Here is a 12,018-nt window from a genome sequence, read left to right on the forward strand (position 1 = left end):
CGCGGGGCCGTGTCAAAGGAATCCGGGGGCTCTGCTATGCTGGCGCGCATGGCAGCCAGCAGCAGCAGTCACACGGCCTACCCGAGCGAGGTGTACGAGTCCTTCGACGCCTTCATGCAGCAGGTGATCAAGGACACCTACGAGCGCGGGGCCAAGCGGCCGGAATTCGTGGCCCTGGTGCTGGCCTCCGGCGAGCTGCTGCCGATGGCCTGGGGCAAGATGAAGAAGAGCGGGATCCGCGAGCTCGCCGTCGGGGTCGGCGGCGTCGTCGCCCTCCGCTACGGCCTGGCGTACATCGTCAGCGGCCCGATCGGCGTCGCCCTCACCGGCTTCACCGTCGCCGCCATGGTCTCGTTCTTCTGGCAGAACCAAAAAGAAGTCCTGGCCCGCCGCAAGCCCTACAAGCAGCTCATCAACGACACCCGCGAGAAGTACGAGGACATCCAGGCCCGCTACCACGACGGCGTCTACGACTCGGGCGAGCGCGCGCTGATGGTCGAGGGCCTGCTGCGGCGCATGGTCGCGCAGATCGAGGCGCCGCTCGAGGAGCCGGCCAAGGCCTCGTCCTGAGCGCGGCGATTTCGCTCGTAGCTGTCCCGAGAGACATGTCCTCGCGTGCGCGAGGGCGCGCCGGCGCGCGGCGCGACGCGGGCGACGACGGCTGGTAATCGCCCGCGAGGTGCGCGACACGAGACTCATGCCGCAGCGCGTCACGCACGTGCCGTCTCACCTGCCGCTCCGCGAGGGCCGCGACCAGTACCTCGAGCGCAACGGCTTCTCGATGGCCGAGTACTCGTCGCCGGTGTTCGCGTTCGACCTGTTCGGCCGCACCCTGCGCCTGCCGAACCCGCCGGCGCGCCAGAGCGTGGTGGCGCTGCACGACCTCCACCACGTGCTCACCGGCTACGGCACCGACCTCGCCGGGGAGTCGGAGATCGGGGCCTGGGAGCTGCGCGCCGGCTGCAACACGCGCTTCTTGTGGATGATCAACCTCACCGCGGTGATGGGCGGGCTGTTCGTCGCCCCGCTGCGGACGCTGCGGGCGTTCCGCGCTGCAAAGGGCCAGCGCACCCTCTACGTCGACGGACGCGACGTCGAGGCGGTGCTGAAGATCCCGATCGCCGAGCTCCGCCGGCAGCTGGGGATCCCCGCCGGCGGTCACACCGCCGCGCCCTGAGACCGCGAAGTCCGGGCTACACTCCGCGCCCGCCCATGTCCTCCGCGTCACCGCCTCGCCCCGCGCGTCAGCAGCTCTGGACCGTCCAGGAGGTGCTGAAGTGGACGGAGGAGCGGTTCGAGCGCGCGGGCTTCGGCGAGGCCCGCGCGGACGCGCAGCACCTGGTGGCGCAGGCGCTCGGTTGTACGCGCATGCAGATCTTCCTCCGCTACGACGCGCTGGTCGACGACGACCAGCGGGCCGCGCTGCGCGAGCTCATCCGCCGCCGGCTCGCCCGCGAGCCGGTGGCGTACATCGCCGGCAAGCGCGGCTTCCACGGCCTCGGCCTCGAGCTCGCGGTCGACCGTCGCGTGCTCATCCCGCGGCCGGAGACCGAGCACCTGGTCGACTGGTTGCTCGAGCTGCTGCCGCCGCCGCCGCCGCCCTACCCGCTGCACGTGCTCGACGTCGGCACCGGCTCGGGGGCGATCGCGCTGGCAGTCAAGCACGCGCGCCGCGACGTCGACGTCACCGCGGTCGACGTCTCGCCCGACGCCCTCGCGGTCGCGCGCGAAAACGCGGCCAGGCTCGGCCTGCAGGTCGCGTTCGTCCGCGGCGATCTCCTGCGCGGCGTGACGGTCCCGGCCGGCGGCTTCGCGGCCGTCGCCGCCAACCTGCCCTACATCGCCTCGCCCGAGATCGCCGAGCTGCAGCCCGAGGTCCGCGACTACGAGCCCCGCCTCGCGCTCGACGGCGGCCGCGACGGCCTCGACCTGGTCCGCCGCTTGGTCGACGAGTGCGCGGGGCCGGGCGTGCTGGTGCCCGAGGGGCGGCTGTTCCTCGAGATCGGGCTCGGCCAGGCCGAGGCGACCCGCGAGCTGCTGCTGGCGCGCGGCTACCAGGCGGTCGAGATCCGCCGCGACGCGGCCGGGATCGACCGCGTCGTCAGCGGCGCGGCGCCGATCCGCTGACGAACTGGCGGCCCGGTCGCCGCTCTCCTATCCTGTCGCGGATGGCCTCTCGTCCGCGCGCAGGTGGCCGCAGGCCGGCCGAGCCGCGCGCGGCCGCGCTGATGCTCGGGCTTGTCCTTTTGGACATGTCCTGTGCGACAGGGACCGAGAAGATGGTCCGCCGCGCGGTGCCGGCCGGGATCGACGAGACCCTGAACACGCTCGAGGACCCGAAGGTCCGCAAGCGCATCGACGACCTGCTCGACCTGCCCGAGGTCCAGCAGGCGGCGCGCGACCTGGCCGAGCAGGTCGCGGCCGGGGCGTTGGACGGCCTCACCGACGCGCAGCGCGTGGCCAAGGTCCAGCAGCTCAGCGCGGACTACGTCGGCGCGCTGTCGAAGGCCGTCGGCCAGGGGCTGCGCGAGGACGTGAGCCCCGCGGTGGTCGACACCACCCGCCGCGCGGTCGAGCAGGCGCTGCAGTCGGCGCTGTCGCCGGCGACCCGGCAGGGCGCGGCGAACATGGCCGAGGCGCTGACCCGCCGGACGTTGACGACGCTGAGCGAGGGCCTGCGCGACGAGCTCGGGCCGGCGACGCAGACGGTGCTCGAGCGCAACGTGGGCCCGGCGATCCAGCGCGTGGTCGAGGACAACGTCGGGCCCGCGCTGCGCCACACGATCGAGAAGGACCTCGCGCCGGCGCTGCGCGACGCGTTGAACAACGAGCTCGCGCCGGCCGCAGGACGGGTGTCGCGCGAGGTCAGCCGCGAGGCGCTGCTCGGCGCGGTCGATGCCCTCGAGGTGGTCGAGACCGACCCGCACTACCAGGAGTTCCGCGAGCGCTTCTGGGGCCGCATCGACGGCACCCTCAACAAGGGCGCCCGCATCGGCGAGACGATCGCGTGGATCCTCGCGCTCATCGTCGTCATCCTCGGGCTCCTGCTGGCGCGCGCGATCGCGGTCCGCCGCCGCGAGCAGACCGAGCGCGAGCGCAGCGAGCGGATGCTGCTGGCGATCCTGCAAGAGCTGAAGCAGGGCGGGGAGGTGAAGGTCGAGCAGGTGGTCGACCACGTCCGCGCCCGCGACCCCGACCTCGCCCGCTCGAGCTCCCTCAACGAGATGGTCCGGCGCGCGATCGCCATCAGCCGCGACCTGTTCGACGGCCGCCCCGATCTCGACGGCAAGCCCGACTCGCCCGAGCAGCGGTGAAGTCCGCGGCCGCGAGCATGTCCGAAGAGACATGCGCCGCGACCGGCGAACGAAGCGCGAGGAGAGCTGTCTTGAGGGACAGGCGCTCTGAACGGAGGCGCAGTGAGCTGTCTCGAGAGACAGGCGTCTGCAGACGTCGACCTGGCGGAGATCGAGCTGGCCGAAGAGACATGCGGTCGGCCGCGCGCGCGACCGTCGTCTAGTATTGGATAAGAATGAATAAAAAATAAATTCCATTCTTACCCGGAGATAGACGCTCAAATATTGGAAATTACGAGGAACCATCCCTCGTCGTGGCCTTCGGTCCGCCGCCTGCTCAAGGGGTCGGACAAGGAGCCCGTCATGGTCAACCTCTCCATCTTCACCACCCGCAAGGCCGCTCCCGTCGCCGACGCGGTGAACGAGGCCGGGGGTCGGGCGTACGCCCTGAGCGACAAGCACGCGCTGGCGCAGTACGCCGCCACCGGCTGCCTGAACAACACGTTTTACACGAGCGGCCAGGGCCAGCTCGACGCGGTGCGGGCGCTCGTCGCCAAGGTGGACGCCGAGTTCGTGGCGAAGACGGCCGTGTACACGCGGCAGCACAGCCACATGAAGGACATGCCGGCGCTGCTGCTGGCGGAGCTGGCGAGCCGCAACGGCGAGGCGCTCGAGAAGGTGTTCGGGCGGGTCTGCGACAACGGCAAGATGCTGCGCAACTTCGTGCAGGTCGTGCGGTCGGGCGCGACCGGGCGGCGCTCGCTCGGGACGCGGCCGAAGCGGCTGGTGCGGCGCTGGCTCGAGCGCCGCAGCGACGCCCAGGTGCTGGCGGACTCGGTCGGCAACGACCCGTCGCTGACCGACGTGCTGCGGATGGTCCACCCCAAGCCGGGCGACGACGGCCGCAGCGCGCTCTACGGCTACCTGCTCGGCCGCCCGCACGACGCGGCGAAGCTGCCGGCGTGCGTCCGCGCCTTCGAGGACTTCAAGGCCGGCCGCACCGACGAGGTGCCCGACGTGCCGTTCCAGCTGCTCACCGGGACGCCGCTGCGCGAGAGCGCGTGGCGAGCGATCGCCGCTCGCGCCGGCTGGCAGATGCTGCGCATGAACCTCAACACCTTCCTGCGCCACGGCGTGTTCGACGACGCGGCGCTCACCAAGGCGCTCGCCAAGAAGCTGGCCGCGCCCGACGAGGTGCGGAAGGCGCGGGTGTTCCCGTATCAGCTGCTCATGGCCTACAAGCAGGCCGACGCCGCGGTGCCGAAGAAGATCCGCGACGCGCTCCACGACGCCATGGAGGCGGCGCTCGACAACGTGCCCGAGGTCCAGGGTCAGGTCTACGTCCTGCTCGACGTCTCGGGATCGATGCACTCCCCGGCCACGGGGTACCGCAAGGGCGCGACCACGGCGGTGCGCTGCATCGACGTGGCGGCCCTGGTCGCCGCGGCGTTCGTGCGCAAGAACCGTGACACCCAGGTGATCCCGTTCCACGACAAGGTCGTGCCGTGCAAGATCGACGGCCACGACAGCGTCCTCACCAACGCGCAGCGCCTGGCGAAGCTCCCGTCCGGCGGCACCAACTGCGCGGCCCCGCTGCAGGAGCTCAACCGCCGCAAGGCCAAGGGTGACCTGGTGATCTTCGTGTCCGACAACGAGTCGTGGATCGACACCCGCAGCACGTACCGCCGCGGGACGCAGGTGATGGAGGAGTGGCGGACCTTCAAGGGCCGCAACCCCAGGGCGCAGCTGGTCTGCATCGACGTCCAGCCGGGCGCGACCACCCAGGCACCTGACCGCAAGGACATCCTCAACGTCGGCGGCTTCTCCGACGACGTCTTCTCGCTCATCGCCGCGTTCGCGCGCGGCGGCCTCGCGGGCGAGCACTGGGTCCGCGCGATCGAGGCGGTCACCCTGTGAACGCCTGACACCTTGGCCGCGAATGCCGGGCGAGCATGCATCGGGTCCGCCCACCCATGGTCGCAGCCGCTTTCTTCGGGCCTCGAATGCCGAAGGGACTACATTTCCAACGGTGAGCCGCCGGTTCGACTCCGGCTCGCCCCGCGAGGGGCGGTAGTTCAACGGACAGAACGCACCGAGTTCGTCTCTTCAATTCCTCGTCGAAGCCCACCTTCTCCGGGCCCTGAATGCCGGAGGGACTACATTGTTAACGGGAAGGTCGCCGGTTCGAATCCGGCCCGCTCCGAACCCATGGAGCGGTAGCTCGGCGGTAGAGCGAACCGAAGTCGTCTCTTCAATCCTTCGTCAGGACCCACCTTCTTCGCACACACGACTTTTGGACTCCGAATGCCCGGAGAGACTACATCTTAAGGAGATCGAGGTCGCTGGTTCGAATCCAGCCCGCTCCACTCATATGGGGCGGTAGCTCAGCGGTAGAGCGCGCACGTCTCTTCGACCCTCGTCGGAGTCCACCTTTCCTCTCTCATGCACCGATTCGGGCCTCGAATGCCCAGCGGGGACTACATTTTTAATGTCGAGGTCGTCGGTTCGAGTCCGACCCGCTCCACTCGTACGGGGCGGTAGCTCAGCTGGTAGAGCACGAACGTCTCCGCAACTTTCGTCGAGGTCCACCTTCTTTGGCTGCGAATGCCCGGCGGGACTACATCTTTTCCCGATCCACGTCTCGCCGAATCCTCGTCGCAGCCGCCTTCTTCAGGGTCGCGAATGCCGAAGTGACTACATGGGACCACGAGGTCGCTGGTTCGAATCCAGCCCGCTCTCCGGAGCGGTGGCTCGGTCTGGTAGAGCGCGTGGTGAGACGTCACTTCCCCCTCGTCGCGACCCGCCTTTTCTGCGCGCGCGTCAGCGGTAGATCTTCGCGCGCGCGGTGGTCTCGCGGACGACCTCGCCGGCGTCGTCGCGCAGCTCGGCGAGCGCCCGCACGCGGTGCGGCGGGCTGAACGATTGACCGCAGTGAGGGCCGCCGCAGATCCACGCGTCCAGGGTGGCGCGATAGACCTTCGACAGGCGCTCGCAGTGCGGGCACGCGAGCGGCTGCACGAGGTGGGCGTACAACTTCTTCGACCGGACCGGCGACGGCAGCGGCGACGGCACGGCCGGCGGCGGGCCGGGGCTCGTCGGCTTGCGCATGGCCACGAGCACGAGGTCGTCGCCGGGGAAGATCCACACCCAGCGCGCGGCGTCGAGGAAGCCCGACAGGGCGTAGGCGTCCTCCTCCACGAGGCGAAACGACATCGGCTGTCCTTGCGGACAGATCTGCGCGCGGGTGAGCAGCGCGGCGAGGGCGGCCGCCATCGGCTCGGACGGGTACGGGATGGCCCTGCCCGACGAGAAGTGCACGACGAAGCCGCGCGGCGAGATCTCCGTGTCGGTCTCGCTGGTGAAGAGGACGCGCAGCATCTCGGCGACGCCCTTCGGCCGCGGCCCCGGCGGCGCGCCCTGCAGCACTGCGAGGACCCGCGGGAAGTCGACCGGCGGATCGTTGAGCGTCATGTCAGCCGAACTCGCTCTCGACGTGGCGTACGTGCGCGAGCGCGGCGTCGGGCGTGGTGGCCTGACACAGCTGAGCGACGGTGTCGGGCGTGGCCAGCCGCGCGGCGCGGGCGAGCAGCTCGAGCGGCGCCTGCCCGCCGCCGACGATCACGAGCAACATCTGCAGCGGGAGGTCGTCGGGCGTGGCGACCTGGAGCGGCCGGGCGAGGGTGACGAGCGCGGCGACCGGCCGGATGTGGGCGGCGAGGGCGTGCGGCACTGCGACGCCGTGACCGATGCCGGTGGGCGACTCGCGCTCGCGTTCGCGGATCTCGCCGGCGATCGCGGCGGCGTTGAGGCCGGGTGCGGCGTTCGCCAGGCGCACCGCGGCGACGTCGATGGCGTCCCCGAGGTAGCTGCACGACAGCTTGAGGAGCACCCGCTCCGGCGCGAGCAGCTCGTGCAGGCGCGGCGCGTCGGACCGGGAGGCGCTCCGCGCCGGGAACTCGGCCGCGAGGAAGGCGTGCACGCGCGCCAGCTGGGCGGCGTTGAGCTTGCGCCGCGCGATCTCGAGGAACAGGTAGCTGGCCGAAGGGACATCTTCGAGGTAGCGGGCGACGAACGGCGAGACGCGCTGGGCCAGGTCGATGAGCAGCGTCGGCGGCAGGTCGAGGGCGCGGGCGATGGCCATCAGGCGATCGGGCGTGGGGGCCTGGTCGTGGCCGTTCTCGACCCGGCTGAGGTACGCGCTCGAGACGCCGATCTTCTGCGCGAGGGCGCGGAGACTGACGCCGGCGTCGACGCGGAGGAGGCGGAGGGTGGCGCCGAAGTGCATGGGGGGTACGCAGGAGACAGGATGATGCGGCGAAATTCTAGGCGTGCGCGACCGCGTCGGTTTGCGGCTCGGTGAGCGGGCGCGGGCGCCGTTGCGCGGGCTCGGGCCGCTCGCGGTGATGCACGACCAGGAAGGAGTTCGGGCAGAGCGTCATGATCTGGTCGGGCGACAGCGGGGCAGACCCGAGCACGACGAGATCTTGCCCCTCTGCCGCCTTGACGACCAGGTCGACGGCCTTGTTGCCGTCGTCGATCGCCTCGACGATGGTGACCCGGTCGGCGGCCATGTCCTTGAGGAAGGCGTCGATGTGCGGCGCGTCGGCGTTGCGGAAGCGGATCCGCAGGACGGTGACCTCGGCGCCGACGGCGAAGGCCATGCGCCGCGCGATGCGGACCGCGACCTCGTCGTGGGGCGAGCCGCAGAACGGCACCAGCACGCGGCGCACGGCCCCGAGGTCGCGGCTGACGAGGACGGCGACGTCGGCCCGAGCGTCCTTGATGACGTCGTGGACGGTGCCGCCGAGGAAGGCCTGGCCGAACAGGGTCTTGTGCCAGCCGAGCAGGATCAGGTCGACGTCCTTGACCTCGGCGACGCTGCAGATGTCGCGCGCGGGCTCGCCGGAGACGAACGACATCGGCCGCACGCTGAGGCCGTGGTCGCGGCTGCGGGCGAGCAGCGGCTCGAGGGCGCCGGGGCTCTCGGCGTTGTCTTCCTCCTCGAGGAGGGTCGAGGTGCGCTCGGCCGGCCGGTGCAGCTGTAGGCCGTAGAGGCGATCGGAGGCGGTCTGCTTGCCGATCAGCGCGCCGGCGACCTGAGCCATGCCGGGGCCGGAGCGGTCGAACGCGACGCACATCAGGACGCTGAAGCCCTCGGGCAAGGTGACGCGGGTGTCAGGCTGCGGCGGCTCGGCCAGCTCTCGCGCCAGCAGCTCCGGCGGGTAGACGACCTGCAAGATCGGCGTGGTCATGAAGGTGGTGACCAGCGCCATCAGCACCATCATCGTGAACAGGGTCGGCGAGATCACCCCGAGCTCGAGGCCGATGTTGAGGACGATCAGCTCCATCAGGCCGCGGGTGTTCATCAAGATCCCCAGGGCCGCCGACTCGCGCCAGCCGAGGCCGGTCCAGCGCGCGGCGACGTAGCTGCCGCCGAACTTGCCGAGGCAGGCGACGAGGACGATGAGGAGGCACTGGATCCACGCCTCGGGGGTGTTCAAGAGGCCGATCTGGGTGCGCAGGCCGCTGAGCGCGAAGAAGGTCGGCAGCAGGACGATGACGACGATGTCCTCGAGCTTCTCGGCGAGGATGCGCGCGAAGCCGCCTTCGCGCGGGATGATCGCGCCCATCAGGAAGGCGCCGAACAGGGCGTGGATGCCGATCAGCTCGGTCGCCCAGGCCGACAGGAACAGCAGGACGAAGGTGACCGCGACGACGTTCTGCGTCAGCCCCTCGCGGCCGGTGCCGCGCGCCGCCATGCGGGCGAGGAACGGCCGCACGAGCAGCAGCATCGCCAGGGTGTAGCCGACGGCGAGGATGGTGGTGACCACGGCCTCGGTCAGCGCGGTGGCGCGGACGATCGAGACGACGAAGGCGAGGATGCACCACGCGGTGACGTCGTCGACCGCGGCGCAGGTGATGGTGACCGCGCCGACCTTGGTGCGCAGCAGGCGACGTTCGGTGAGGATGCGCGCCAACACCGGGAAGGCGGTGATGCTCATCGCCGCGCCCATGAACAGGGTGAACGACGAGAACGCGACGCCCTGGGGCATGAGCGTCGGGTAGATGTAGAGCGCGAGCACGGCCCCGAGGGAGAACGGGACGATGATGCTCGTGTGACTGATGAGCACCGAGGCGCGGCCGCGGCCGCGGAGCATGCCGAGGTCCATCTCGAGGCCGACCAGGAACATGAACAGGATCAGCCCGACCTGGCTGAGCATGCCGAGGATCCCCAGCGAGGCCGCGGGGAACAGCGCGGCCTTGACGTCGGGCGCGACGAGGCCGAGCAGCGAGGGCCCGAGCAGGATGCCGGCGACGACCTCGGCGATCACCAGCGGCTGGTGGATCTTCCGGGCGACCACGCCGAGCACGCGCGCGGTGGTGATGATGATGACGAGCTGGGCGATCAGCAGGCAAAGCGGGCTATGGAGGAGAAACGCCATGAAGCCTCGGTCGTCGGTGGATTAAGTGATCGCTTATCACCGGCTCGCCGCGGCCGTCAATCAGGGACGATGCCCCCCTACTGGCGCCGCGAGCGCTAGACGGGGTGCACGTTGTAGCGTCCCCGGAGCTCGGCGAGCGGCACGTCGAGGGCGCGTGCGTAGTCGAAGAAGGGCCAGGGCGCGCTCATGCGACGGGCGCGGCCGATCGCGCGGAGCACCCGCGGGAGCGCGCGCAGGGTGCCGAGGCCCATCTGCCACCAACCGATCTGTTCGATGAGGCCGGCGATCTCCGGGTTCTTGAGGTAGGAGGCGTAGCGCCGCAGCGGGACGTCCGAGCCGAAGATCGTCCAGGTGTCGGCGACGGCCTCGTCCTCGACCGTGGTGGTGAGGCCGAACAGGACGTGGCAGGCGTCGTGGGCGCGGATGAACTCCCGCAGCTCGCCGTCGCCGGGCGGCAGGAGGCCGGGGTTGGCGGCGGCGAACTCTTCGAGGCCCTCGGCGAGGGTGAGCGGGCTGGCGGCTGCGAGGTAGGCTGGCTTTTGGGTCATGTCACTCCGAGCTGCCGCGGGCGGTCGCGGCGAGGTTGCGGCCGGTCGCTCGCCGGCGGTGACGGTGTGTTCTTCGAGACATGTCCTTGAATGCACATGGATCGCGAGGGCGGGCGCGCTGGAGGTCGCCCGCTATGGAGGCGACGAAGGGGTCACGTCGCGCGGCGCGGGGGCGATGGCTCGGGCGCGGCGAGGCGCGCGACGAGGTCGACGCAGCGGTCGGGCAGCGCGGCGAGCTCGTCCGGCTGCAGTGGGTCGGTGCGGGCGAGCAGCCAGCGGTCGACGGCCTCGCCGACGCCGGTGACGAGGTGAGCGAGGAGCTCGAGCGGGAGGTCCGTGCGCACCGCGCCGACGGCCTGGCCCTGGCGCAGCAGCTCGGCGGTGAAGTGCTCGATCTGCCGCGAGCGCGCGGCGACTGCCCGGCCGGGCGCCGACTCGCCGCTGGCGCCCAGCAGGCGCTTGGCCAGGCCGGCGACGTGCGGGTCGGCGAGGAAGAACGCGACCATCCGCGCGCACAGGGCCCGCAATTCGCGCCAGAAGCCGGCGGCGTCGGCGAACTCGCCCGGCCGGCCGATGGCCGCGGCTGACCTTTCGGCCAGGTCGGCGACGACTGTGAGGAGCAGGTCCTCCTTGTTGTCGAAGTAGTAGTACATCGCGCCCTTGCTGGCGCCGGCGCGGGCGATGATGCGGTTGTAGCTGGCGCCCTCGAGCCCGGCGCGCGCGAACTCCTCGGCCGCGGCGGCGAGGATCGCTGCGCGCCGCTCGGGCGCGAGGGTGGTGAAGCGCGGCAACGGCATGCGTTCGACCGATGGGTTAGACCGACTGGTCTATTGGTTAGCGCGGCCGGAGGAGGGCGTCAAGGCGGGTTCTCGAGGTGCCGCGTCGGCGGGCGATGGCGCACAGAGCGGCGTCGACCCGGCCGAGCGCGGCGTGGACGAGCGCAACCGACGGGGAGGCGAAAGGCGGTCGATCGGCGTGGCACGGTCTGTCCCTTGGGACATCCTCGGTCGCCGGCGCTCGAAGTCTCGGCGCTCGGGTCGAGCAGCCGCAGCGCCGTCCGTCCCGGCGATCTCCCGCTCAGGCAACGGCCCGAGCAGGTCGACCTGCGGCGCGCTCCCTCGGCGCTTGACTCGGCGAGGTCTTGCGCGAACATCGCGAGGTGTTCTTCGCCGATCTGGCGCCCTACGATCATGTGCGCGAGTTGCCGGGGGTCGTGCACGTCGGCTGGCTGGCTGTGGGGCAGCCGTTTACGCGGGGGTCGGTGACGCCGGGCGTGCTCGACAAGCTGCGGCTGGCGGAGCGCGACTGGCGGGTCTGCCAGACCCGCGGATTTCATCCCTGTGAGCTGTGTGGCCAGGATGAGGAGGATTGCACCGCGGAGCAGCGCTGGCTCGCGTCCGCGGAGATCTGGCTGCGCGGGTCGTCCGGGATCATCTACTCCGCGCCGACGCTGATCGTTCACTACGTCTCCGAGCATCAGTACCGACCGCCGGAGGAGTTCCTGCAGGCGGTGGACGCGTGGCAGCCCGGGGGCGACGGGTGGGACCCGCGGGCGGTCTCGGAGCGGCTGTTCGAGGAGAGTTCTCGGGCCATGCGGCCGACGCCGAGGAAACGAGCGAGGAAGGCACGCAGTGGCGAGCGAGCGTGACGCCGAGCGGGCGCGGCTCGCGGCCGACCTCGCCAACGCGGACGCCGCGGTGGCGGAGATCGAGGCTTTCGGCGCGCCGGACCGCG

At 70.9% G+C, this 12,018-nt stretch carries 11 protein-coding genes and 1 tRNA gene; 7 read left to right on the forward strand and 5 right to left on the reverse strand.

The genetic code is table 11. From position 1 onward, the window contains the following. Positions 1-48: 48 nt before the first annotated feature. The 6 genes from O0S08_RS50380 (at position 49) to O0S08_RS50405 (ending at position 5,817) form a co-directional block, all read left to right on the forward strand. On the forward strand, positions 49-570 hold the full coding sequence (locus O0S08_RS50380; protein WP_143140227.1) for a hypothetical protein: 522 nt from the start codon (positions 49-51) through the stop codon (positions 568-570). 127 nt (positions 571-697) lie between these two features. After that, on the forward strand, positions 698-1,177 hold the full coding sequence (locus O0S08_RS50385) for a hypothetical protein (RefSeq protein WP_269036730.1): 480 nt from the start codon (positions 698-700) through the stop codon (positions 1,175-1,177). 35 nt (positions 1,178-1,212) lie between these two features. Next, entirely contained in the window at positions 1,213-2,127 is a 915-nt protein-coding gene (prmC, locus tag O0S08_RS50390) for a peptide chain release factor N(5)-glutamine methyltransferase (RefSeq protein ID WP_269036731.1), read from the forward strand. Positions 2,128-2,252: 125 nt separating this feature from the next. Further along, the gene (locus tag O0S08_RS50395) at positions 2,253-3,314 is read left to right on the forward strand and encodes a hypothetical protein (protein WP_269036732.1); all 1,062 of its coding nucleotides are present in this window, start codon (positions 2,253-2,255) and stop codon (positions 3,312-3,314) included. A gap of 342 nt (positions 3,315-3,656) precedes the next feature. Beyond that, positions 3,657-5,210 carry a TROVE domain-containing protein gene (locus tag O0S08_RS50400; protein WP_269036733.1) on the forward strand — a complete coding sequence of 518 codons (1,554 nt, stop codon included), beginning with the start codon at positions 3,657-3,659 and terminating at the stop codon, positions 5,208-5,210. Between the two features lie 456 nt (positions 5,211-5,666). Further along, positions 5,667-5,817 (forward strand) — tRNA-Lys (locus O0S08_RS50405). A 296-nt stretch (positions 5,818-6,113) separates the two neighbouring features. On the opposite strand, the gene O0S08_RS50410 is transcribed toward O0S08_RS50405, so the two are convergent. The 5 genes from O0S08_RS50410 to O0S08_RS50430 form a co-directional block, all read right to left on the reverse strand. Next, positions 6,114-6,764 (reverse strand): hypothetical protein, encoded by a 651-nt coding sequence (locus O0S08_RS50410; RefSeq protein ID WP_269036734.1) that lies wholly within the window; start codon positions 6,762-6,764, stop codon positions 6,114-6,116. Position 6,765: 1 nt separating this feature from the next. Continuing rightward, entirely contained in the window at positions 6,766-7,578 is an 813-nt protein-coding gene (locus tag O0S08_RS50415; protein ID WP_269036735.1) for a helix-turn-helix domain-containing protein, read from the reverse strand. A 37-nt stretch (positions 7,579-7,615) separates the two neighbouring features. Next, on the reverse strand, positions 7,616-9,736 hold the full coding sequence (locus O0S08_RS50420; RefSeq protein WP_269036736.1) for a cation:proton antiporter domain-containing protein: 2,121 nt from the start codon (positions 9,734-9,736) through the stop codon (positions 7,616-7,618). 95 nt (positions 9,737-9,831) lie between these two features. Next, a complete protein-coding gene (locus O0S08_RS50425) occupies positions 9,832-10,284 on the reverse strand; it encodes a hypothetical protein (RefSeq protein ID WP_269036737.1) in 453 nt (150 codons plus the stop codon). Between the two features lie 152 nt (positions 10,285-10,436). After that, entirely contained in the window at positions 10,437-11,081 is a 645-nt protein-coding gene (locus tag O0S08_RS50430; protein ID WP_269036738.1) for a TetR/AcrR family transcriptional regulator, read from the reverse strand. A gap of 362 nt (positions 11,082-11,443) precedes the next feature. Here O0S08_RS50430 and O0S08_RS50435 point away from each other — a divergent pair, with 362 nt between their 5' ends. Continuing rightward, positions 11,444-11,932: a DUF7919 family protein gene (locus O0S08_RS50435; RefSeq protein WP_269036739.1), complete on the forward strand. Its 489-nt coding sequence runs from the start codon at positions 11,444-11,446 to the stop codon at positions 11,930-11,932. Positions 11,933-12,018 lie beyond the last annotated feature (86 nt).

Source organism: Nannocystis punicea (assembly GCF_026965555.1).
GTDB classification, from domain to species: Bacteria; Myxococcota_A; Polyangia; order Nannocystales; family Nannocystaceae; genus Nannocystis; species Nannocystis punicea.

Bases quoted from the DNA above. Each gene is read 5' to 3' on its own strand.
- O0S08_RS50430 (WP_269036738.1), bottom strand. From the start codon at position 11,081: ATGCCGTTGCCGCGCTTCACCACCCTCGCGCCCGAGCGGCGCGCAGCG.
- O0S08_RS50420 (WP_269036736.1), bottom strand. From the start codon at position 9,736: ATGGCGTTTCTCCTCCATAGCCCGCTTTGCCTGCTGATCGCCCAGCTC.
- O0S08_RS50385 (WP_269036730.1), top strand. From the start codon at position 698: ATGCCGCAGCGCGTCACGCACGTGCCGTCTCACCTGCCGCTCCGCGAG.
- prmC (WP_269036731.1), top strand. From the start codon at position 1,213: ATGTCCTCCGCGTCACCGCCTCGCCCCGCGCGTCAGCAGCTCTGGACC.
- O0S08_RS50395 (WP_269036732.1), top strand. From the start codon at position 2,253: ATGTCCTGTGCGACAGGGACCGAGAAGATGGTCCGCCGCGCGGTGCCG.
- O0S08_RS50425 (WP_269036737.1), bottom strand. From the start codon at position 10,284: ATGACCCAAAAGCCAGCCTACCTCGCAGCCGCCAGCCCGCTCACCCTC.
- O0S08_RS50400 (WP_269036733.1), top strand. From the start codon at position 3,657: ATGGTCAACCTCTCCATCTTCACCACCCGCAAGGCCGCTCCCGTCGCC.
- O0S08_RS50415 (WP_269036735.1), bottom strand. From the start codon at position 7,578: ATGCACTTCGGCGCCACCCTCCGCCTCCTCCGCGTCGACGCCGGCGTC.
- O0S08_RS50410 (WP_269036734.1), bottom strand. From the start codon at position 6,764: ATGACGCTCAACGATCCGCCGGTCGACTTCCCGCGGGTCCTCGCAGTG.
- O0S08_RS50380 (WP_143140227.1), top strand. From the start codon at position 49: ATGGCAGCCAGCAGCAGCAGTCACACGGCCTACCCGAGCGAGGTGTAC.